This is a genomic window from uncultured Fibrobacter sp. (assembly GCF_947166265.1).
Lineage (GTDB): Bacteria > Fibrobacterota > Fibrobacteria > Fibrobacterales > Fibrobacteraceae > Fibrobacter.
Genome location: NZ_CAMVDO010000022.1, coordinates 23506 through 46817, shown reverse-complemented (window position 1 = coordinate 46817; position 23312 = coordinate 23506). Strand labels below are relative to the sequence as shown.

At 49.1% G+C, this 23312-nt stretch carries 18 protein-coding genes; 10 read left to right on the top strand and 8 right to left on the bottom strand.

The window, feature by feature from the left end; genetic code table 11:
• The 6 genes from Q0W37_RS11045 to Q0W37_RS11020 form a co-directional block, all read right to left on the bottom strand.
• On the bottom strand, nt 1-1177 hold a 1177-nt coding region (locus Q0W37_RS11045; protein ID WP_297701569.1), incomplete at its 3' end, for an ABC transporter ATP-binding protein.
• Between the two features lie 35 nt (nt 1178-1212).
• The gene (locus Q0W37_RS11040) at nt 1213-1923 is read right to left on the bottom strand and encodes an energy-coupling factor transporter transmembrane component T (protein WP_073192217.1); all 711 of its coding nucleotides are present in this window, start codon (nt 1921-1923) and stop codon (nt 1213-1215) included.
• Nucleotides 1920-2534 carry an MptD family putative ECF transporter S component gene (locus Q0W37_RS11035; protein WP_297701566.1) on the bottom strand — a complete coding sequence of 205 codons (615 nt, stop codon included), beginning with the start codon at nt 2532-2534 and terminating at the stop codon, nt 1920-1922. The genes Q0W37_RS11040 and Q0W37_RS11035 overlap by 4 nt, the downstream gene beginning before the upstream one ends.
• A gap of 13 nt (nt 2535-2547) precedes the next feature.
• Nucleotides 2548-4596, bottom strand: coding sequence for a ferrous iron transport protein B (gene feoB, locus Q0W37_RS11030; protein ID WP_297701564.1), 2049 nt, complete (start codon nt 4594-4596; stop codon nt 2548-2550).
• A gap of 2 nt (nt 4597-4598) precedes the next feature.
• Nucleotides 4599-4850, bottom strand: coding sequence for a FeoA family protein (locus Q0W37_RS11025; protein ID WP_233143049.1), 252 nt, complete (start codon nt 4848-4850; stop codon nt 4599-4601).
• A gap of 76 nt (nt 4851-4926) precedes the next feature.
• On the bottom strand, nt 4927-5517 hold the full coding sequence (locus Q0W37_RS11020; protein WP_297701562.1) for a hypothetical protein: 591 nt from the start codon (nt 5515-5517) through the stop codon (nt 4927-4929).
• Between the two features lie 854 nt (nt 5518-6371).
• On the opposite strand from Q0W37_RS11020, the gene Q0W37_RS11015 reads away from it, so the two are divergent.
• Complete coding sequence (locus tag Q0W37_RS11015) at nt 6372-8999, top strand: FISUMP domain-containing protein (protein ID WP_297701560.1); 2628 nt, start codon at nt 6372-6374, stop codon at nt 8997-8999.
• A gap of 166 nt (nt 9000-9165) precedes the next feature.
• Here Q0W37_RS11015 and Q0W37_RS11010 read toward each other — a convergent pair whose 3' ends face one another.
• Nucleotides 9166-9393, bottom strand: a complete 228-nt coding sequence (locus tag Q0W37_RS11010; protein ID WP_297701558.1) for a hypothetical protein — start codon at nt 9391-9393, stop codon at nt 9166-9168.
• Between the two features lie 345 nt (nt 9394-9738).
• Here Q0W37_RS11010 and Q0W37_RS11005 point away from each other — a divergent pair, with 345 nt between their 5' ends.
• From Q0W37_RS11005 to Q0W37_RS10975, 7 genes are all read left to right on the top strand, one after another.
• Nucleotides 9739-12114, top strand: a complete 2376-nt coding sequence (locus Q0W37_RS11005; RefSeq protein WP_297701556.1) for an MMPL family transporter — start codon at nt 9739-9741, stop codon at nt 12112-12114.
• 15 nt (nt 12115-12129) lie between these two features.
• The gene (locus Q0W37_RS11000) at nt 12130-12906 is read left to right on the top strand and encodes an outer membrane lipoprotein-sorting protein (RefSeq protein ID WP_367186272.1); all 777 of its coding nucleotides are present in this window, start codon (nt 12130-12132) and stop codon (nt 12904-12906) included.
• Between the two features lie 2 nt (nt 12907-12908).
• On the top strand, nt 12909-14117 hold the full coding sequence (locus tag Q0W37_RS10995; protein ID WP_297701552.1) for a DUF1302 family protein: 1209 nt from the start codon (nt 12909-12911) through the stop codon (nt 14115-14117).
• Nucleotides 14118-14249: 132 nt separating this feature from the next.
• On the top strand, nt 14250-16088 hold the full coding sequence (locus Q0W37_RS10990) for an FISUMP domain-containing protein (RefSeq protein WP_297701550.1): 1839 nt from the start codon (nt 14250-14252) through the stop codon (nt 16086-16088).
• A 229-nt stretch (nt 16089-16317) separates the two neighbouring features.
• Nucleotides 16318-16983, top strand: coding sequence for an energy transducer TonB (locus Q0W37_RS10985; protein ID WP_297701548.1), 666 nt, complete (start codon nt 16318-16320; stop codon nt 16981-16983).
• A gap of 80 nt (nt 16984-17063) precedes the next feature.
• Nucleotides 17064-17630 carry a MotA/TolQ/ExbB proton channel family protein gene (locus tag Q0W37_RS10980; RefSeq protein WP_072809021.1) on the top strand — a complete coding sequence of 189 codons (567 nt, stop codon included), beginning with the start codon at nt 17064-17066 and terminating at the stop codon, nt 17628-17630.
• The gene (locus tag Q0W37_RS10975; protein ID WP_072809024.1) at nt 17631-18026 is read left to right on the top strand and encodes a biopolymer transporter ExbD; all 396 of its coding nucleotides are present in this window, start codon (nt 17631-17633) and stop codon (nt 18024-18026) included.
• 21 nt (nt 18027-18047) lie between these two features.
• Here the strand turns inward: Q0W37_RS10975 and Q0W37_RS10970 are convergent, their stop codons facing one another.
• Nucleotides 18048-19088, bottom strand: coding sequence for a hypothetical protein (locus tag Q0W37_RS10970; protein WP_297701545.1), 1041 nt, complete (start codon nt 19086-19088; stop codon nt 18048-18050).
• A 150-nt stretch (nt 19089-19238) separates the two neighbouring features.
• Here Q0W37_RS10970 and Q0W37_RS10965 point away from each other — a divergent pair, with 150 nt between their 5' ends.
• Nucleotides 19239-20543 carry an FISUMP domain-containing protein gene (locus tag Q0W37_RS10965; RefSeq protein ID WP_297701543.1) on the top strand — a complete coding sequence of 435 codons (1305 nt, stop codon included), beginning with the start codon at nt 19239-19241 and terminating at the stop codon, nt 20541-20543.
• A gap of 189 nt (nt 20544-20732) precedes the next feature.
• Nucleotides 20733-22853: a glutamine synthetase III gene (locus Q0W37_RS10960; protein WP_297701541.1), complete on the top strand. Its 2121-nt coding sequence runs from the start codon at nt 20733-20735 to the stop codon at nt 22851-22853.
• The last annotated feature ends 459 nt before the right edge of the window (nt 22854-23312 follow it).

The window sequence follows — 23312 nt, the reverse complement described above, 5'->3', positions numbered from 1 at the left end:
GCGCCATCGGGTGGCAGCTAGCGTAATCTTTCAGGTTAAGCCTTTCAAGGATTTCTAGGGCGGCGTTTTCATCTTGCGAATTCATGCCCAACAAAATTTCGTCAAGGACGCTTTCTGTAAACAGCTGGTGGTTCACATCCTGCATAATCAGGTATGCGCCGTATTTACGCGCCTTGCGTTTTTGTCGCCAGGTTCCGCGAAGCCCACACAGCACCTGGGCCAGCGTCGATTTCCCGGCTCCATTATGCCCGATAATGGCAGTGATTTGATTGCGCGGGAGTGAAAGTTCCGGAATGTCAAGAACCGGGAATTTGCGATTGTAGGCGAAATGGAGGTCTTTGAAGACCAATGATTCTTTAAGAGTTCGCTTCGCAGGCTCCTTCGAACTTTCCGGCCCTTCGGCAAGCTCAGGGACCTTATTTTTAAGTTGTTCCAAATTCATGCAGCGCAGTCCGAGGCTTGCCGCATATTCCGGGCCTTTCGCTTCGAGTTCCGCAGGAGTCCATTCGTGCGCAATACAGCCATCTTTTACGTAGCAAATCCGGTCTGCAATTTCGCGCAGGTAATGGATGCGGTGCTCCACGATAACAACGGTCTTGCCGCGAGATTTCCATAATTTGATGATTTCGGCGAGGTCCGCGACGGTTTTCAAGTCAAGATTAGCCGAGGGCTCGTCGAGAACGAAAATTTCCGGATCGGTCGCAGAGACCGAAGCGCAGGCGATTTTTTGCTTTTCTCCGCCAGAAAGGTGGAAGATATTTCGGCCCGTCAAATGTTCTATGTGGAATTCCTTCACGACGCGATTCACGCGTTCCCTGATTTCCTCCGGATCCATTCCCAAGTTTTCGCAGCCGAAGGCGATTTCACTGTCGGTATCGATGTTGAAAAACTGCGAACGCGGATTTTGGAAAACGGAACCCACGTGCCTTGAAATTTCAGCAAGCGTCATGTCGGCGGTATTCTTGTCGCCGAGCAATACGTCGCCCGCCATCGTTCCCGATTGATAAAGCGGAATAAGACCGTTAATCAGTTTGGAAATGGTCGTCTTTCCGCAACCCGACTCCCCCACAAGCACAACGCATTCGCCAGACTTGATTTCGAAATTCAAGTTCTTGATGACGGCGTCGTCAAGAGATTCTGCGTAGGAGAAGGAAACGTTTTTTAAGGCAATATTCATAATAATGGATTCTATCGGTCGGCCCTTCGGCAAGCTCAGGGACCTTCCTCCAGAATGACAGAAAACGGAGTAATACCACAAAGCAGTGCTATAACGGCCAAACAATAAACAAACACGACAACATCTTGAACGTGGAATCCGATTTTGACAATGCAACTACGTCTCGTTTCTGGCGAAAGTCCGCGCGTCGTCGCCGCCACCGAAAGTTCATCCCCGATTTTCGTGAGTGACACCAACAACGGAATAAGTCTGTATTCCAAAATGGCAAGCGGGTTCTTTAATGTCCGCAGGCTGAACAGGCGAATGCCCCGCATGCGCATTGCATTCCCGATATCGCGGGCTTCATCGAATACGGTCGGGAAAAAGCGAATCATCACCGCCAAGGGAATCGTCACTTTGTTAGGAATATGCATCTTCGACATTCCTGCCATGAACTCGTTTACCTTGGTAGTCGTCATGACATAGTAAAAAATAACGCTTATCGGCATCACATGCGAAACAAGCATCATCGTCGAGACAAACAGCGTGCCCGCCAGCCCGACATCCATCGTTTTTAAATAATCAAAACTGAATGCAGATATTGCGTACAAGAAAGAAAAGAGCAGGGAAAACCGCCATCTTTTTTCAAGCACCAATAAAACTGCCGGCAAAACAACAATCATAGCGCCGTAAATCACTGGCGCGGAAAGAATGATGCTGTTTCCCGCAATCGTTAAGAACAGTTTTGTTCGCGGATCCAATTTCACCGGGCAAGACCGATCCGTTCAAAATGCTTTTTCATGATGCGGCGGGCCACGAGTTCACCGATAACGGCACCCAAGATGCCGAAGGTGTAAATTCCGACCAGGGGCCAGATACTGTTAGAAAGTTCCGCCAACTTCGCAACGTAACCTTCGTCGCACATGCCACGGGTATATTCTAGATATTCCTCGGTATAAAGCCAAAGCGGAAGCATCATCGAAGAACTCATTAGGCTCAAGACAATGTTTGCCATGTACAAGCCAGCAAAATTTTTCCCTATGACTTTCAGAATTGTTCCCGACAGTAGCCCAACTGCAAGGCTTATCGCAAACATGATAATGCTCTGACCCATCACTAACATTGCGCCCCCGAAAATGCCGCAGAAAAGCATGCAGCACAGAATCGGCCTTTCTATTTTCGAATAAAACAGGAACATGGGTACGCTCGTCACAAGCGCGATACTCGCGGTCGAAAAAACAATAAGGGCAGGAATGTAGCCGATGCTCGACGACATAAAACCAAGCACGATATAAAGTGCCGAAAATATGCCTACGTTCACCAAGTCGCGAACCAACGTATTCGAAGATTTCTTTCCAGTCGTTCTGATATTGCTCATAAAATTTCCTCCGTTAGAAAATAAGCAAACCGATGTGATAGCCGATAAAGGCGAGCCCGAGCGAAAGGGCGAGATAGTAACCCATGATTGTAGCAAGCCACTTGATTGAACCCGCTTCGCGGTAGGTGGTGCCCATCGCCAGCACACAGGGAACATTGAACATCGACGCAAACAGGAACGCGAGCGCTTCGGGCTTGGTGATGGTACTTGCAAGAGCCTCGCCCAGGTTTTCACTTGCAGCCACGCGAGTCACGAGCGAGAACGCCTCGCCGGTATGGTTGAAGAGCGTGCTCATGATGCCAAGCGAAGCTTCCTTGCTGAACATGCCGCCCAGGTAAGAGACGAAAAGCTCCCAGCGCATGCCAAAGAACATCGTCACGGGCTCAATCGCATTACCAATCTTGTACAGGAGAGTATTTTCCACATTTCCGTCGCCTGCGTAAGAGAGCGCCCAGAAAAGGGCCGCCACCATCAGGATCATCTTCAAGGCCTTCTTGAAAATGCCCCAAGTGCTGCGTCCGACCATCGCGGCAATCATCTTCCAGTGCGGCTTGTGATACGGCGGCAGTTCCATAATCATGCCCACGCGTTCATTCTGCGGGACAAGCTTTTTTCCGAACAGGCGCGAAGACAAGTAGAAGCTTGCAAAAATCAGCGCCACGTAGCCGATACCGAACAGCGGTGCGGCCGACCCGAAGAAAGTCGACGCCAGGAACAGCACCACCGCCACCTTGCTCCCGCACGGAATCGCCCACAACAAAACGAGCGCAAGCAGGCGTTGCCCGCGGGTATCAAGCACGCGCGTACCGCAAACTGCACCCGCCGTGCAGCCAATTCCGGAAAACAGCGGCATAATTGCCTTGCCCTGCAAGCCCAGGCGCGAAAGCCAGTTGTCAAACGCATACGAGAAACGCGCCATGTAGCCGATTTCTTCGAGAATGCGGAATACGAAAATGATAGCGAAAATGAAACTTGTCATACAAATCGTGATGCAAGTTCCACCGACGAGCACCAGATTGATGAACGAAATCACCACAGGCCAGACGCCAAGCGCATTGCCAACACGTTCTACGAGCGACTGTAACACAGGTTGCATTCCAAAGCCAATTCCCATGCCCGGGAAAGCGAGAATCATGCACGCAATCAGCGACACAACCATGATACCAAACGCAAAGAACTTTCCCTTGATATGGTGCGTGGCAATGCGGTCCCACTTGCTAAAGACTTTCTCGATGGACTTGGGCGTCGCCGATTCACGCACAATCTTTGAAACCCAGCGATACTTGGCTTCACCAGTAAGAATACCGCCGTCGCGTCCCTCGTCGCTATCGAGGATTGCTTCAATCGCATTTTTGCGGGCAAACGGAAGCGATTCGCGCACGACACCGCAAATGAGTTTGTCTTTTTCGAGGAGTTTTTCCACAATCCAGATTTTTTCGCACACACCGTATTCAAAATCGCCGAGGGCCGCTTCGATGCGGCTAATGAGATTATCCGTTTTTTCAGCAAGCTCTCCCCCGCTAACGAGTTCCTCGCGCAGGCTCCCGCTATCGAGGCAAACAGGCGTCTTGATGGCCGAAACCATCTTCTTGAAAAATTCAGGATAACGTTCCGTTTCGGCCGCGCTGAAACCAAGCACCGGAACGCCGAGGCGTTTTTCAATCGCAGACGCATCAATCTTCTTGCCCGCCGCTTCGGCCACATCCATCATGTTGAGCACCAGCATCACGGGCATGCGAATGCCCACAAAATCCGCCAGCATGTAAAGGCTGCGTTCTAGCTGTGACGCATCTACCAGGATGCACACGAGGTCGGCCTTGCCGCTCTGAATGTAGTCGCGGGTAACGACTTCTTCTTCGGAGTTCGCCGAAAGCCCGTAACTCCCCGGAAGGTCGATTACTTTATATGTCGTACCATCAAAAACAAATTCACCCTCGGCCTGCTCCACCGTTTTGCCGGGCCAGTTGCCCACGTGCTGGTGAAGCCCCGTTAAGTTGTTAAAAAGCGTCGATTTACCGGAATTGGGCTGCCCGAGCAAAGCAATAGTCTTGATTTCGCCCATTTTTACGATTCCACCTTGACAAAAATCTGTGAACTTTCTTTATGATTGACAGCGATAACCGTATCGCGGCAAAAAACGAGCACCGGCGAGCGCCCGTCATTCTTGAGGAGCGTAAAGGCGGAACCCGGCGTAAGTCCGATGGAAACGATTCTTGAAATAAAGCGGGAATCGCCCTCAATCTGGGCGACCGTCCCGCAACGATTTTCGCCCATTTCGGCGAGACTCAAACGGTCAACAAAATCAGCGTTTTTCATGCGCCAAAATTAGCCGAAAACCGCACAAAAAACCACTCCAAATGGACCGTCAACAACCCAAGGGGTTAACGCGATTCTAGCATCTGGGCAAGAAAAATCCCTTAATACATTTCTTATTGCGTATGCATACCTGAATATGATTCTTATCGCCAAACTGTGTTCCAGGATAAGCTGGAGTGCCTTCGGAAAACGCACCACGAACAGAGTCAAAGTACGGAATATCTTCGGCGATATCATTTACCGAATGAACATGTTCAATCAAGAAGCAATCAAGGTATCTCAAAATTCCACTAGGATCAGGGTTTCCTTTCAAATCTGTATTTTGCGGTATGGATGTTCCAAAATGCTTGATATCCTTAATAAATTCGGGATAGTCATTCGAAAGAAGTTCTATAAAATGCTTATCTGTCAAGTCAAGGCATTTCTCCAGCGTATAGACAACGCCAACCGTGAAGGGTTCTTTAAATTTAGGATGATGATTACAAGCCCAGTCCAAGGCTCTGTCCTGATTATTTTCCCACACATAGAAACCATGGCCAAGCCACTCATAATCATGAGCACTCATATGAATGTGGGTAGGATATAGAATCAAATCCATTCCCACACTCTTTTCGCAACCATGAAAACCTATGTATAGATTAGGACGATCTAAATAGATATCGTCCATAAAATCTATCCTTTAGGCGTTTGGGCCTTGATACACCTACGGTAGAGAGCAGTCATTTTGCCGGACTTTGTAAGAATCCCCGCTCTCTGAAGCCGACGTAGTGCAGCCTCCCTAGAATGGTCCATCGTCTTGATTGCATGCATCGCATTCTTGATAAGGTTCTCGGTCATAATGAAGCCTCCGCTCTAAATATATAATATTCCTCGGCAACATGGCAATAGCCATAGCTTTCCAACCAAATACCACCTTTCGGCCGACACAATACGATTTCCTTGATTTTTCCCATAGCCTTACCTATGGAACGCATGCCCCATAAACCGAGCATTTTGCTCGGTGCAGTATTATACTGCGGGCCCCTGTCGGGGGATATACCAAAGCACCGGCATTTCCGATGACGTCCCCAAATATACAATTTTAATCCAAATTGGAATATCATTTCGGCTTTATTTAGGGCTTTTCGGGCTCATCCGTACAAAAATTCAGCTTTTTTTGAAAAAAAAGCTGCACCATTTTGATTTTTTGAAGTTATCTTTAAAGCAAAATAGAGTTTAGCTCTTGTTCTCGCTCTGAAATCTGCAAATTTCACGTACAAGAGGGCAAGGCGAACGCTCACGCAGGCATGCCGTTTTAGCGGTGTGTTTCAGTTTGTCGCACCGACTTAATAGTCGGTCTTTGGTCATTTGACCATTGGGCAACAGCCCTTTTGGGGCGTGGGTCGTTTGCGTTTATCTTGTACGGGCATTGCAGAGCCTCAGAGTGATAAATGCAACGACTCGCGCCTTTTTTGTATTTACACAAAAATTGGCAAGGCTCTTTGCAAAAAAGTAAACTCAACCAACCTAAAAGGAGTTTCAATGGCTAATAATTTGAGACAATGCATATGGGCACTCTTTACCGCAATAGTTGCCATTCCTTATGCATCAGCAGGCGTTCATGCTGGATTAAAAGAGGCTATTGATAAGGGCGACTACACAACTGCTGCCAATATGGCTCAAAAAATGAACGTACCAGGAATGTATCTTCCTCCAAATCTATCGATTAAGGACGCTAAATTCATTTATGGTTCAGAAAAATTTAACGATTACAAGTGGATTCTAAGTATAGCACCACATTATGACCCCACTTGCAAAAAAGATCAACATTCCGAATGTTCACCCCAATTTTTAGATAAATATGTAGAAATGCTATGTACAGAGAAGACGAGCTTCCATGCTCAAGCCTGCTATGATTGGATGAAGACAACCACTCTAGAAGATTGGAAAAAAGTCGAAAAAAGCCTTTGTCAAAATAAAGAAACAATAAAGCCCTGTAGTTTGTACGTACAAGAGCAGCCAACAAGCATTCGATATCAAATTCTAAAAGAGTTGGATAAGAAGGGTTTGCTTAGGTTTATGAAAGAAGTTGAAATTGATACCACAATAGAACAAACAATACCGCCAAAAGAATGTTTAAAAAATTTGGAACATTTTTATAAAATAACGAAGATGGACATTATCGGTTCAAAGGAAAGAGATACCAAACATAATGCAGTCATATATGGCAATGCCATCATGTGTTCCTTTGACTACACCCAACAGGCAGTTGATAAATGTCTTGCAAAATTAGATGATTTCACAAAAAAAGCAAAACAAATTTGTAAGTCAGGACAAGCAACGAAAGAAGTTAACAAGAAAAAGAAAACGAAACGATTATCCGAGCCTTTTGATTTGCCTATTTCAAGCATTTGGAAAAATCTATTAAATATACCATGGTTCGCAATGGACGAAATATGGAAAGAAAAGGTCAAATTTGTACAAAAGTATTACAAGAATCAAAACCTCACATACACTTTAGGAACAGAAGAGGGGTGGGTTCAAGGATTGACTAATTCTTATGCCAAGTCTTCAAATTTAGAAATTTCCTATGTAAAAAGGGCATGTATCGTTTATCCATCCATTGACAAGACTATGTCGAAGAAAAATGGAATAACTCTTTTTTCTTGTAACAAAATACTAAGCGATTATCCCAATTACCTGAACGAACATTGTGAAGCAAAGGATTTCAGTTGGACTAAAAAATTACCCCTATGGTTACAAGACCAAGCTGATTCAGTCAATCTTATATGTGACGCGAAAACAGGGAAATACCGTTTTGAAGATGAGTTTGAATCCATCACACAGGAGCCTTGTGAAAAAGTTGATTCTAGCTGGCTAAAAACATACATTGTTGACGGAAAAACAGTTTCAATTGTTTGCGACAAAAAAATTGGCGGATATAGAATAGCGACTGATGTAGAAAGCTACGCCCAAGGGCTATGCGAATCTCCACAAAAAAGTTGGATAGATAGAACAAATAAAATCGTATGCGACAAAAATATCGGTTGGAGAAAAGCAGATAAATTTGAGCAAATTGGAGGATTGTGCGAAACTCCAGAGCAAAGCTGGATTGACGAGTCTAAGAGTGTTGTATGTGATGCAAAAACAGGAAAGTTTAGGGAGTCAAATAAATTTGAACGTATAGCAGGAACATTGTGCGAACATCCTGAAAAAAGCTGGATAGACAAAACGAATAGAGTCGTTTGCGACAAAAATGTCGGTTGGAGAGACGCCGATGAATTCGAAAGAGTAGGCGGACTGTGCGAAAATCCCGAAAAGAGCTGGATAATTACAAATGAAGATGGCCGTGGAAAAATTGTTTGCGATGCAAAAATTGGAAAATATAGGGAAGCAGATGAATTTGAGCAATTAGCAGGAGAGTTGTGCGAAAGCCCTGAAAAAGATTGGATAAAAACATACGAAAATTCTCGAAGATCAAAAGAAACCATTGTGTGCGATAAAAAACTCGATCATTTCCGTCGAGCAAAGGAAATAGAGGTTTTTGAAGGTCTGTGCGATGATTCTAGATTTGGTGAGGAAAAGTACTATATTTGGACATGTACGCGAGACGGATGGGCCGATTCTAAAGAGGCGAATACAGCAGGAATCGTATTCACAAAGGGAAGATTTGCAAAAGGAAAAATTAATGATAAATATGTCTATTTTAAAAATTCTCAGGACAACAATATATACAGGGCTACAAAAATAAATAGCAGTATTTGGATGAGTGAAAACTTGCAAGTGCAAAATAGAGACTTTTTAAATATAAGAGAAGCTTTACAAAAATGTCCTGATGGATGGCATCTTCCTGATACAACTGAGTGGAGCGCCTTATACAAGGAAACAGGAAAGAATGTTTCCGCCTTAATGGCAAAAGACTTGCCAGATTGGCCGCAGGCAACAGACAAACTGAGGTTTTCCGCAATTCCAAAAGGATTTCTTGATAGAGAGGCCGGCAAATCTGCTTTAGCGAGTGGAGATGTTTTCTTTTGGACTTATGCAAAAAATGAAAAGGGCGAACCTGGCGAAGCATATGTATTCCATATTAACGGAAATATTGCAACATTAGAAAATGAACGTTTGTATTCAAGACGCTCATACAATGTCCGTTGTATCAAAAATCATTGACAGCACCAGCCTAAAGCACCCTTCATAAACAGCCGTACACATTAAACTTGAGCACCCGACCCGGCGCCCTTCGACAAGCTCAGGGACCTTAGCCGGGGAACGCCCATAAAAAACACCTACGGATTTTCTTTTCCGTAGGCGTTCTTTTTTTGAAAACTTCTCTAAGCTACTTTTTTAGAGCCTCGAGTTTGGCTTTGAACTCGGCGATTTTTTCCGGAGTCATGCCCATATCCTGCAACACGCTGATTGCATCGGCACGTTCCTCGTCACGGGCCTTTTCAGCCTTTTCTTCAGCCTTTTGGCGTTCTTCGGCGCGAGCATCGGCAATACGTTGGCGGTAAACATCGCCGGCGCTAACGAACCCGTATTTCTGTCCTACGCTAACGAAAGCCATATCCAACTCCTTTTGAATATCTTCGGTGAGATACTCTGCTAAAAACCTACAAACAGAGAGCAGCGGAAAAGCTTGCTTTTCCATTGCCGAAGCGTAGGGTTTTCTCGAAATATACACTAATTTTCTGCAAAAGGCAAGTCGCCCCATTGTGGGGAATCTTTTTCAAGGCATCCTTAAACTTCAGCAGAATTTCAACCAATTTTTCGGCATTATAGGCATATTTCATAGCGACAATCCCGTAAGAACCATTCCGCTATTTCACCCATTCGGTTTTAAGCAAAACCATTTGGAGTAGAATTTTTAGGGCCATCTCCCTATTTTTGCACCGCAAAAAAAGAGGATACAATGAGCCTTCCAAAGATTAACATTGAAAGAATCAACGAGCGATTCGGCCGTTTTGGCGAATTCTTGCTCAACCACCGAGCCATTTTGCTGGTGGCGTTTATCGTTTTGCTTGCGGTTTCGATCGTGGGCATGAAAAAAATCTACGTCGAGGCGTCGTGGGACAGCTACTTTATCGAGGGCGACCCGATGCTTGTCGAAACGGACAAGTTCAAGGAAACTTTCGGTAACGACTATTTCGTGGGCGTGCTGGTCGAAAGCGACCATTCCATCTTGACGCCGGACAACCTGAAGCTTTTGCGCGAACTTTCCAACGAACTGCGCGATAGCCTCTCGTATTCCGACGGCAAGGCAACTTCGATTGTCGATTTGGAATACATGCTCGGCACCGAAGAGGGCATGGAAATCACGCAGATTGTTCCCGAAGAAATCCCGACAGACGAAGCGGGACTTGCCGAAATCGAGAAGCGACTGGCCGACAAGCCGGAACTGGCGAAGAAGCTGATTTCGAGCGACCGCAAGCAAGCCTTCATCAACATCAAACTGCGCCCCTTCCCCGAAGATTCCGTGTGGAAGGCCGAAGGCGAAGCGAAGGGCGTGAAGGCAGAAGCGCCCGACATGCAGACGGGCCGCGAAACAACTGAAATCATCACGAAGGAAAAGTATGCGCCGCTGCACCCGCGTGCCACAGGCATGCCCTACCTGAGTTTCCAGAAATTGAAATACATCGGCGAAGAAATGGGCCGCATTTTCATCATGACGATTCTCTGCGCCATCATCGTGATGTTCTTGGTGACGCGTTCGCTCCGCGGAATTGTCTCTCCGCTGATTACGACTTTTGCGGGCGTCATCATGACATTTGGCCTGGTGGGTTATCTCGGGCTTTACATGGATGCGACCAACATCATGGTGCCCGTGATTTTGGCCTTCGCCGTCTCGATTGCATACAACATTCACATCAATTCTTTCTTCCGCAAGAACATGATGCTTACGGGCAAGCGCAAGGAATCGGTGCTTTACGCCATGCGTGAAACAGGCTGGTCGGTGCTGTTCTCGGGCCTTACCACGATTGTCGCGTTGCTCAGTTTCCTTTCGGTGATGCTCAAGCCGATTCGCTCCGTGGGCATTCTCTCGTCGATTGCGATTGCATTCATTCTTCTCGTGGCGCTGACGGTTTCGCCGATTCTCCTGAGTTTCGGTAAAGACAAGAAGCCGAACGCGAAGGTGCTTGAACGCGGCGACACGCGCATGGGAGTCATTCTCGATTCTATCGGCAAGTTCGTTCTCGGGCACGGAAAGCCCATCGCCATCGTATTCGCCGTCGTGACTGCAATTTCTGTTTTCGGGCTCACCAAGATAGAACCCGCCTTTGACGTGGAACGCACTATGGGCCGCAAGGTCGAATACGTGAACAAGATGCTCTACGTGGCAGAATCCGAAATCGGAAGTTTCTACTCTTACGACTTGGTGATTGACTTTGGTACAAATGACAAGGCCAAGGAAGTCGAGAATCTGAAAAAGTTGGACCAGTTGCAGGAACACGCCGGCAACTACCCGCTTACCAAGCGTTCCACCTCGATTCTTGACATCGTCAAGGATTTGGACCGCACGCTGAACGAAAACCGTCAGGAAAAATACGCCATTCCCGAAACGGAAGAAGAAGTCGCTCAGTTGCTTTTGCTCTACGAAAACGCGGGCGGCAGCGAAGCAAGCTACTGGATGGATTACGATTACAGGAAACTCCGCTTGATGATTGAAATTTCAAGTTACAACTCCAACGAACTCCAGAAGGAAATCGAGGACTTGCAGAATTTCGCACGCAAGCTTTACCCGGACGCAAAGGTGACCGCCGTGGGCAACTTGCCGCAGTTCACCGCCATGCAGCAGTACCTGGAAGTGGGCCAGATGACGTCGTTCCTGATTTCTGTAGTCATCGTGGCTGTCCTTTTGATGATCGTTTTCGGCAGCATTCGCACGGGCCTTATCGGCATGATTCCGAACATTGCGCCGGGCATTTTCGTGGGCGGCTACCTTGGACTCACGGACATTCCGCTTGACATGATGACGGCGACGCTCATCCCGATGATTATCGGCCTTTCCGTTGACGACACAATTCACTTCATTAACCACGGGCATGTGGAATTTGACCGCACCCACGATTACCGCGAATCGATTCTCAATGTGTTCCGCACGGCGGGCCCGGCCCTCGTGATGACGACGATTATCATGGTGGCGACCTTCGCTGGCTTTACCACCTCGGCCGCAACGCAGATGTTCAACTTCGGTTTCGTGGTGTTCGTTGGCCTTGTCTCGGCATTGCTCGCCGACCTGTTCGTGACACCGCTTTTAATCAAGAAATTCAAGATTTTTGGAAAATAGGAGAAAAATATGAATATGAAATTCGCAAAAACAGCCGCGACAATTATTGTCGCATTGAGCGCCATGGTGAGCGCAGAAACATTGACCGGTCGCGACATCGTGCAAAAAGTGCACGATCGTCCCGATGGCGACACCCGCAGTTCCGAGCTTTCGATGACACTCATCAACAAAAGCGGAGCCAAGCGCGAACGCAAGATTACCTCGTTCGCAATGGATGTGGACAAAGATACCAAGCAGATTATGTTCTTCCGCTACCCCAACGACGTGAAGGGCACGGGATTCCTGACGGTCGATTACGACGACATCAACAAGGATGACGACAAGTGGCTTTACCTGCCCGCCATGAAAAAGACGCGCCGCATTAGCGGAAAGAGTTCCAAGACGGATTACTTCATGGGTTCCGACTTCACCTACGACGACGTTGGCCAGCGCAACATCGACGAAGACACCCACAAGCTCCTCCGCGAAGAAAAGGTGGATGGAATCGATTGCTGGGTCGTGGAATCCGTGCCGAAAAAGGGCGACGAAATTTTCTCGAAGAAAATTTCCTGGATTCGCAAGGACTGCCAGATTGCTGCGAAGGTGGAATACTACGACAAGCTCGGAAAACTGCACCGCTCGCTGAAAGTCGAAAACGTCGTTCAGGTAGATGGATTCTGGTCTATCGCCAAGATGAGCATGGAAAACGTGCAGACCAACCACAAGACGCTCCTTGAATTCGGCGACATCAAGTTCAACATCCCGCTTGACGCAAAGACATTCACCGTCCCGAGATTAGAAAGAGGACTGTAATAGTGGCTAGTGGTTGGTGGTTAGTGGTTGGGGCGGCCGCTGTCGCAGCCTTCGCCCAAGAAAGCCCATTTCAATTCAACGGGTTCGTGGACACGTATCATGCGGTGCAGACGGAACATCCGCACGATTTTACCACGTCGCGGACGCGCCTGCGTGCGGAACTCCGCGTGGATTACGAGAACGCTTACTTGTTTGCAAGCCTGAACGGTGTGCACAATAGCATTCTCGAAGACCGCACCGGAGTGCAGTTGCAAGAAGCGTACTTTAACTACCAGAATGACTTCGTAGAATTCAAGGCAGGCCGCCAGATTGTGGTGTGGGGCGTTGCCGACGGACTTCGCGTTACCGACCTGATTTCGCCTGTAGATTACACCGAATTCATGTCGAGTGACTACGACGACATGCGCATGGCTGTTGAGGGTTTCCGCATCAAGTATCCCGGCGAACGCGTGAATGCTGAAATCGTTTACGTGCCTGTGCCGCGGTATTTTCAGATGCCGCTCGGCGAAGACAACCCGTGGCGACCGGATTTGCCCGAGAAGGCGGGTCTCGATTTTCCTGAAGGTCCCGATGCCAAATTCAAGAACGGAGACTTCGGAACACGGGTTTCGTTCTTCCTCTCGAATCTGGATTTCTCTGTCTCGGCGCTCCATACGCATAACCAGTCGCCTGTTTCCGTCGTAGAACCCGTCAGCATGGATTCTGTCGTCATTCACGGCATTCATGAATCGATGACGATGATTGGCGGCGACATGTCGATGCCTGTCGGAGAATTCGTATTGCGAGCAGAAGTTGCCGAATACTTTGGCGAAGCACTCGGTTACGAGAGCAGCCTTGATTACGCCCGCAAGAACACGTTCAACGCGCTCGGCGGAATCGACTGGTACGCCGGCGACAACTGGACTTTCATGGTGCAGTATTTGCACAAGTACATCGCCGACTATTCGCACAATTTGGCAGCTGAAAAGAATTCCTCCGAAATGACTTTCCGCATTTCAAAGGAACTGCTGAACAACACGCTCAAGCTTTCGCTCTACGGCATGTTCGACATCGATAACCTCGGCTACTATGGCCGTGCCTCGGGCGACTATGCCGTTACCGACCAAGTCATGATTTCGCTGGGCTACGACCACTTTGGCGGCAAGCGCGGACAACTCGCCGGCTACAAGAAAAACCGCGAAGTCTGGGCGAAAGCGAAGTACTACTTCTAAAAAAGGAGCCTAAAATTAAAAGAATGGAGCGCAAAAGCTCCATTTTTTTTGAGCCCCTGAAAAAAATATGTTTTTTCTAAGATTTTTAGTGTATATTTAAGTCTTAGAAACGTTTAAAAATCAGGAGGGCTCATGAGCAACCTGTTATCAAAAACCAAGTTTGCACCAGTCACCATTTTGACTGCGCTCCTTTCGCTTGTGGGATGTGGCGATTCTGGGAGTTCTTCGAGTTCCGAGCGTCATTCGATCAACAACAAGACCATTTCCGGTATCTCGCAAAAGGGACCGTTTATTGCAGGCGCATCCGTTACCGTACAAGAACTGGACGGAGTATCGCTTTTGCAGACGGGCAACAGTTTCAAGGGAACCACCCGGAATGACAAGGGCGAATATTCCATTGCAAGCGTAGACCTTGCGTCGCAATACGCACTTGTCGAAGTAAACGGCTACTACCGCAACGAAGTGACCGGGGAAAATTCAAAAAGTCCTATCGTCATGACGGCACTCGTGGATCTTTCTGACCGAGACAATGCGAACGTCAATATTTTCACCCATCTGGAAGTCGCACGCGTTACAAAATTGGCTCTCGAAGCCGTTGCCAAGGAAAAGGCTCTCCGCGATTCCGTATTGGCGGTTCTTGATTCAGCATCCCTGGCAGATTCGCTCAAAATCTATAAAGACGTGCCTTCGGAAAATCCACACTTTATTGCGGCAAAACGTCAAGCACACCGCGAATTGCTTGCTTCGTTCGGATTCATCGGAGACATCGAGGCTTCCGAAGATCTTGATATTTTCGGTAAAGGTGACGGTGCAGCGGCGTTGCTTGCACTTAGCGTCATTGTGCTGGGAGACCTGAGCGAAAGTCAATTTACGGAACGCATGGCCCGCTTGACTAGCTATCTCGAGAACGGGGTTTTCTATGACAAGGGACTGATGGGCGAAATGGCGGAATGGGCCGCAAGGGCCGACCTGGATTCGATTCGCAAGAACATGGAAGCCTGGGGCGAGACCGTTCCGGATTTCGAACGTTTTGTGAGAATGTTCTGGAACAAGGCTCTCGAACTTGGCGATTGCACCAAGGATGGCGAACTTGTTGATAATGGCAACTGGGTTTGCGACGACGGGGCTTTCCGTGCAGCGACCAATTTCGAAAGGATTTTCCTGAATAAGGGCTGCACCAGCTACAACCGTGATGAGTCCGTGAAGCCTAAAGGAATCCAGTCTTACTACAAGTGTGAAGATTCCGGCTGGGTCGTTGACGTGGAAAAGAATACCGGAACGCTGAAAGATTCCCGCGACAAGGAAAAATACAAGACCATCACTATCGGAAACCAGGTGTGGATGAAAGAAAACCTGCGCTATGAGGCGGAAAAAGGCGAGCGAATTTGTTTAGACGGCGATGAGGATTGTTCGAAATACGGAAGTTTTTACGACTGGAAGACCGCCCAAGAGGCATGTCCCGAGGGCTGGCACCTGCCTTCTATAGATGATTGGGATACGCTGTCCATATTCGTCACGACGCATGATCCTTCCGGAGTCATAGACAGCCTTTCGGAATTGTACAAAATGGATGGTAGGGATCTGGCACAAATTTTACTCAGGTCCAAAACCGAAAGGGACGAGGATGAGCGTTTCGAATATTACGATACTTATGGATTCTCCGAGATTTCCACTCCCATAGGAATCGACCACGGTCCTACATTCTGGGTATCGAATTGGGGCTTCAGCTGGGACGATGGTGAAGAATCTGGCACAGGATTGGCCGAGTTCTACAAAAAGTGCAAAAACAAAAAAATCGTCCAAGTCGTCATAGATTATAACGGTTTCAATGAGGAATGTGACTGGTATGCCTATGAAGATGCTCCACATGATGTAGACTTCCGCTATGTTCGTGTGGGAATGCCTACGATGCCGAACGGATACGGCGAAGACCCCGGTGCCGACCACAGCGTCCGTTGCTTGAAGGACTAACCCGCATATTCTATCCCGCAATTTAAAGCGACTATAAAGCGACCGTTCAACCGGCCGCTTTTTTATAGCTTATCCTAAGCCCATTCGGATTTTCACAAATCTATTTGGAGTAGAATTTTAGCGGTGAATTTTCTCAATTTGCCGCGCGATGAAAGCTGTTCCTAAAAAAGATGCAGATTTAGAGTCAAACCAAGAAGCGGTCTGCAAAAATCCCTATTCCGCGTTCACGATGCGGCGTGTATTTTGTATCGGCATTGTTATCGCCGTTTTGTTGCACGTGGGCTTTTACGCCTGGGGATTCTTGAAGCGAACGCAGGTGGTTACCACCCGCGAAGACGCCGAGGTGATTCACGTGGAGCGCCTATTGCTCCAGCCGCCTCCGCCCCCGCCCGAAGTCAAGAAAATCGTAAAGAAGGTGGTTCGCGCAAAGATTATCCCGAACATCGTGCAAGATACCGTGCCGGAACCCGAACCGGAGCCAGAGCCGGAACCGATTGTGGTTACGGACGCGGAACCCGTCGTAGAGGCGCCTGCAGAACCTGTGGCACCGCCCCCGCCGCCACCACCTCCACCACCACCGAAACCTTCGAAGGATTCGCTGATGAAGGTGACGAAGGCCTACCTTATCGGGCTTTCCAAGGCGTTCGAAAAGCAGAAGGACTACCCCGCAACGGCCCGCCGCCTAAAACAAGAAGGCACCGTGCGTGTGCAGTTCACCGTCGCAAAGGACGGAAGCATCAGCGGAGCAACCGTATCAAAGCCATGCCCCTATTCTTCGCTGAACGAAAGTGCGCTTGCCGCCGTGCAGGCAGTGCCAAAGTTCGATCCGATTCCAGCGGTGCTTGGAAAAGAAACATGGAAAATGGAGATTCCAATCAAGTATAACCTTCACTAATAAAAACATGGATCCTATCGCGCGGCCCTTCGACAAGCTCAGGGACCTTGCTCCAGGATGACAATGAGGAAGAAATAAACATGAACTACATCTTAGACTTTATCCAACAGGGTGGCGTTATCGCCTACGTACTCGTGGCGATGAATTTCGTCGGCTATTCCATCATCGTATGGAAAATCATCTCGCTGATTCTCTTTAACAGGAGCATCCGCAAGCGCCTTCCATCCAAGATTTTGCACCGCGTGGTGAGCCACAATACCGACCACCACATCATCATGGAAAGCATCCGCACCGAAATCGCGCTCGCCTTCTCGCCGCTGCAAAAAGGCATGACTACGATTGAAAACATCGCGAGCATTTCTCCGCTGCTCGGCCTTTTGGGTACGGTGTTCGGCATTTTCAACGCCTTCAGCGTTATCGCCGTTTCGGGTCTTTCAGACGCAGGCGCATTCGCCACAGGCATCAAGCTCGCCCTCATTACGACGGTGATTGGCCTCGTGGTTGCCATTCCGCATGTGATCGCATTCAACTACCTGAACGCCAGCATGGAATCGGAACAGGACAACGTTGAAAACGATGTACTCTTGCAGCTCGGCCGCATTCTCAAGGAAAAGGACCACCTCCGTTCCCAAAACGAGGATGCATAAATGGCCAAGCGAACTCGCCGAATCCGCCCCGACATGACGCCGCTTATCGACTGCGTCTTCTTGCTGCTGGTGTTCTTCCTGGTGACATCGGTATTCAAGCAGGACGAATCGGTGCTCAAGCTGATTCTGCCCGAAACGCAGACCGAAACCAAGCGCGACACGCCCGAAGGGCTGTACATTGAGCTTTCCGAGACGGAACTCGCCTTTAACGGTCAGCGTGGCACTCCCGATGAACTTCGCGAAAAGGCCGCTACGGTGCAGAACAAGAAATCCCCTGTCGCCATCAAGATCGACAAGGGGACGACTTACGAACGCATCGCCGTTATTCTCGATATTTTACAGGTGCAAAAGCTGTACAATATCCAACTGATTAACGAGATGGAAAGCGCGGAATAAAGCCACTTGCGACGTCGCTAACTACACGCGGCCCGCGAACTGGTTCGTAAACAGTAACAGTCCCGAAATAAAGATAATGACACCGCCTGCGAGAGTCGCGACGGTGTATATTTTTGTAGCGATACGCGTGTGGGCACTCCCCTTGTCAATTCCCTTGCGGAACGCGACAGCGGCAATACCGAAGGCCACATTCGTAATCGTCATACCAATGCAAATAACAAGCGCCCCTAGGAGCGAAAGCGCCACCATCGAATTCAGCAGACAGAAAAGCACAATCAGCGCCACAGCCGGGCAAGGCACAATTCCCGTAACGGCGGCGACACCCAAGATTTCACGCCAGCGGGCAATCGGCGGGAGAGCCTTTTCCGAGGTTCCGGCCACTCCGGCAGACTCCGCAACGGTGCCCTCTGCAGACTCCATCCGAGCGGAACATCCGCAGCCCTTGTGCGACTTAAATACATCACGAATCGCAAGCACCACGAGCAAAACACCCGTGAGCATAATCAACGCATAGCTCGCCCGCTCGATTCCGATACGTCCCGTTTCGAATGCCGAAAATACGGTCGCCTTAAAGATTGCATACAGAATCAGCAACAAGAGAACCGCACTCATCGTGTGCGTCACGGTAATACCCGCACCAAGCGCCACACCCTGCCGCCAGCGACCTCGACGCGCAATAAAGTAACCGACCACAATCGACTTTCCATGTCCGGGACCAAGCGCATGCAGCATACCGTACACAAGGCAGATCGCGAGGAATTTCCAGATGGCATCCCAGTCGCCGCTTTTCATCGCCGAAATCGCCGCCGTCAACTTTTCACGAAGAACCTTCTGTTCCTGCGCAATCACCGTGTAGAAAGATCGCGATTTCTCCGCAGAGCTTTCGGGCTCCGCAGCAGCCTCCGGCGTAGCAATTTTAGCAGAAGCATCTTCAGCAGGCGCCGCTTCAACCGTAACAGATGCATTCCCCGCCCCGCCCACATCAAAGCGTTTTTTCTTGACCGCCGCCGAAGCCGACACCGCTAAAATAAAAATCAACAAAAAAACAAGTAACCTATTCATACGTCATTTCCAAAAATACTTTTCTAAACCGAATTTGGTTATATAAAACAAAATTTTACCATTTTTTATTCTCTTTTCGCAAAAATTCCGTATATATATAGAACTAGGTGTTTTTATATTTCTCTGCCAATCTGTAGTTTTGGTTTCCGCATGAAGTTCCTTTTGAGCATAGCCGTCATTTTTGTCGCTGTTTCGTTGTCTCATGCGATCACCTCAATCCCCATTAACGGAATCAAGGCTTCGACAACACTGCCCGACCTGGGACAAAAATCCTACAGACCCGAAAACATGATCATGAAAAAGAACGTTCACCCGTTCTATCAGGTTTGGGCGGCCAAGTACAAGGACAACCCCATCACATTGGAATTTCTTGTAGAAGCGCAGGAACTCGACGTCATTACGCTATACAACGGTTACATGCGCGATTCGTCTTCGTACACGAACTACAGCCAGGCAAAGACCATCAGGATTTACCAAAATACAACAGACAATCTTGTAAAGACGGTCACGCTCCTGAAACCACAGTGGGGCGGCTACAAAATACACCGTCCCGACATTGTCGTCTTTGAAAAGCCCCTCAAGAACGTTTTCAAGATTATTATCGAAATCGATGACATTTATCCGGGTAAAATTTATCAGGACGTCTGCATCGCGCTAGTCAAGTTCTGGGGATTTCCCAGGATTCCGCGTAAGCTCAACGCGGGGCAGGTGACCGATGTGCGCGACGGACAAGTGTACAACACCATCAAGGTTGGCGGCCAGATATGGATGGCCGAAGATTTGCGACACAAGACCCCTGGGAGCAGACCCTTCATAGACGCAAGCAAGCCTAATCTGAAACTTCCCAAGGACGCAGGCCTCGAATATCCGGAATCCGACATCAACAATAGGATATGCCCCGAAGGCTGGCGCCTTCCGCTGGAATCCGAATTTGCAAACCTGAAATCGTCATTGCCCGAATCGGCGACCTTCGACGACTTTTTCTCCACCGCAAACCGCAGACCTTTCTACGCCATCTACGAAAAGGGAAACTCCGGCATTGACCCCGCACTTTTGACCGACGTGGAAGAATTCTTCTACCCGACCGACGCTTACGGCTTCAACTTTTCCAGATTGACGCGCCGTTACTACGACCAGCAATGCATCGAAGAAAGTGGCGGTGAAAAATTCGCTTTTGCCTCTTACTGGACCTACGACGCCAAGGAAATTCCTCTTTGGCCCGACGAAGACGGAAACGTCGAAGTCAAAAAGCTCCGGTTCTATCGTTTCGGCGGCACCGATTACTGCGAAGCGATGCTTTGTACCGAGAATTACCACTTTGTACGTTGCATCATGGCGCCCGACCCTGTCGATCCCAATGCAATTGCCGATTCCAGCGCGACCGACTCGAGCGAAGCCCCCGCTAACCTTAATGCAGAGTCTTCCGAAGCGGCTGCTCCTGCAGATTCCTTCTAATATATAAGGGCGAAAAGCCCTTTCTTTACAAAATCTGTAAGATTACGGACGGATTTTCAATTTTTGAAAAACATCGAATTTTTGTAACAGACTCGTTTTTGGCGATTTCACTCGAAATTCGCCATTTTTTGATTTTGGCACGTGTTTTGCTTTTATGGCACCGAAAAACAAAATTCATAGGAGATTGCCATGAGCAACGAATACAGATTAAAAGCTATCAAGGAAATCGCCAGCGAAAACGCCGGCGCAAACCTCCCCGCAGCACCCGCAAACATCGACTTCTACGGCGAAGACGTCTTCAACGCCGAGGCCATGCGCGCATATCTTCCGAAAGACATTTGCAAGAAGCTTTTCGCTACCATCGACGACGGCGCACCGCTTGACCCGAGCATCGCAGGCGAAGTCGCCCACGCCATGAAGAAATGGGCTATCGACCGCGGCGCCACCCACTTTACTCACTGGTTCCAGCCCCTTACCGGTTCTACCGCCGAAAAGCACGACTCCTTCCTTGAACCCGAAGACGGCAAGGCCATTCTCGCCTTCAGCGGCAAGAACCTGATCGTCGGCGAACCGGACGCCTCTTCTTTCCCGAGCGGCGGCCTCCGTTCTACTTTCGAAGCCCGTGGCTACACCGCCTGGGACCCGACCTCTCCGGCATTCATCAAGCGTCACGGCAACGGTGCAACGCTCTGCATCCCGACCGCTTTCTGTAGCTACACTGGCGAAGCCTTGGACAAGAAGACTCCGCTCCTCCGCTCTATTCAGGCCCTGCAGAAGTCCGCCGACCGCCTTATGGGTCTCTTCGGCGTTGCCCAGCAGAAGGTCACCGTCACTCTCGGTGCCGAACAGGAATACTTCCTGATTGACAAGCGTTTCTACCTGCAGCGTCCGGACCTGTACCAGGCAGGCCGCACCTTGTTCGGTGCAGCACCTGCAAAGCACCAGCAGATGGAAGACCACTACTTCGGTAGCATTCCGGCACGCATCATCAACTTCATGAACGACGTGGAAAAGGAACTCTGGAAACTCGGCATTCCGGCCAAGACCCGCCACAACGAAGTCGCTCCGGCCCAGTTCGAACTTGCTCCGATGTTCGAAGAAGTGAACCTCGCCTGCGACCACAACATGCAGATTATGGAAGTGCTCCGCCAGGTCGCCGACCGTCACGGCCTCGTGTGCCTGCTGCACGAAAAGCCGTTTGCCGGCATCAACGGTTCCGGCAAGCATAACAACTGGTCTGTGAACTACGGCAAGACGAACCTCTTGAACCCGGGCAAGGACCCGCACCAGAACGCCATCTTCCTCACCACGCTCTGCGCAGTGATCTACGCTGTCGACACCCACGCTGACCTGCTCCGTATGGCTGTCGCTAGCGCCGGTAACGACCACCGTCTCGGTGCCAACGAAGCTCCTCCGGCAATCATCTCCATGTACCTCGGCGACCAGCTCGCCGACGTTATCGACCAGCTCGAAAAGGGCGATCCGAAGTCCAGCAAGCAGGCCGGTGCACTGAAGCTCGGTTCTGACACTCTCCCGCCGCTCCCGCGCGACGCTACCGACCGTAACCGTACATCGCCCTTTGCCTTCACCGGCAACAAGTTCGAATTCCGCGCTCCGGGTTCTAGCCAGAGCTGCTCCGAACCGAACGTCATCCTCAACACGATTGTGGCCGAAGCCTTCGACCTCATCGCCGACAAGCTCGCCAATGTTTCTGCCGACAAGTTCCACGAAGAACTGCAGAACCTTTTGCAGAAGATCGTCAAGGAACACAAGCGCGTTATCTTCAACGGCAACGGCTACACCGACGAATGGGTGGAAGAAGCTGCCAAGCGCGGCCTCCCGAACATCCGCACCACCATGGAAGCCCTCCAGGCTCTCAACAAGAAGGAAAATGTGGCCCTGTTCGAAAAGTACGGCGTGTTCAACAAGCGCGAACTCGACTCCCGTTACGAAGTCAACATGGAAGATTACCACAAGAAGATTCACATCGAAGGCAAGATCGCATTCGACATTGCAAAGAACGTGGTGCTTCCGCAGGTGCTCTGCGCCTACAGCAACGCCCTCAAGACCAACGAATTGGCTAAGGGCCAGGGCTTCTACGCGGTAGACGGTTACGCTCGCGAACTTGGCGAAAAACTCAAGGAACTCGAAGCCGCTGTCGCCCAGATGGAAACCGCTCTCGGCGAAAAGCACGAAGTCATCCTCGATGCCATGGCAAACCTCCGCATTATCGTCGACAAGATCGAAAGCATCGTGCCCGACGAGAAGTGGCCGCTGCCGAAGTACAGAGAGATGTTATTCATCTACTAATCCCCACTCTTATTCATATCCTGAACCTCATAAAAGCAATTCGTCGGCTTCGCGCCGGCGGATTGCTTTTACAAAAATTGAAATAGAACGTGCACCTCAAAAATTTTTCAAAAAAACACTTCCACCGCAGGAAAAACATTTTCTATATTTGGGTTCCGATGAAAATATCGGAATCCATCGAAGCACACTTGAGCACCGCCGTTGCAGGGATCTCGCAACGGAACCAGGCGACTCTCCCCGCTCGTTCTATTGGACATCTGATTTTTCTTTTTCCCGTTTTTAATTGTTTTTATCGTTTGGCAAAAGCTTTTGGCTTTTGCCTTTATTTTTATAGATCCTTCGACGCGCTCCGCTTGCACTTCGGCAGGCTCAGTGTACTACTCAGGATGACACGCATTAACGTCATGCCCGACCTGATCGGGCATCATACACAAAGTTTTTATTTAACGAGAGCAATAT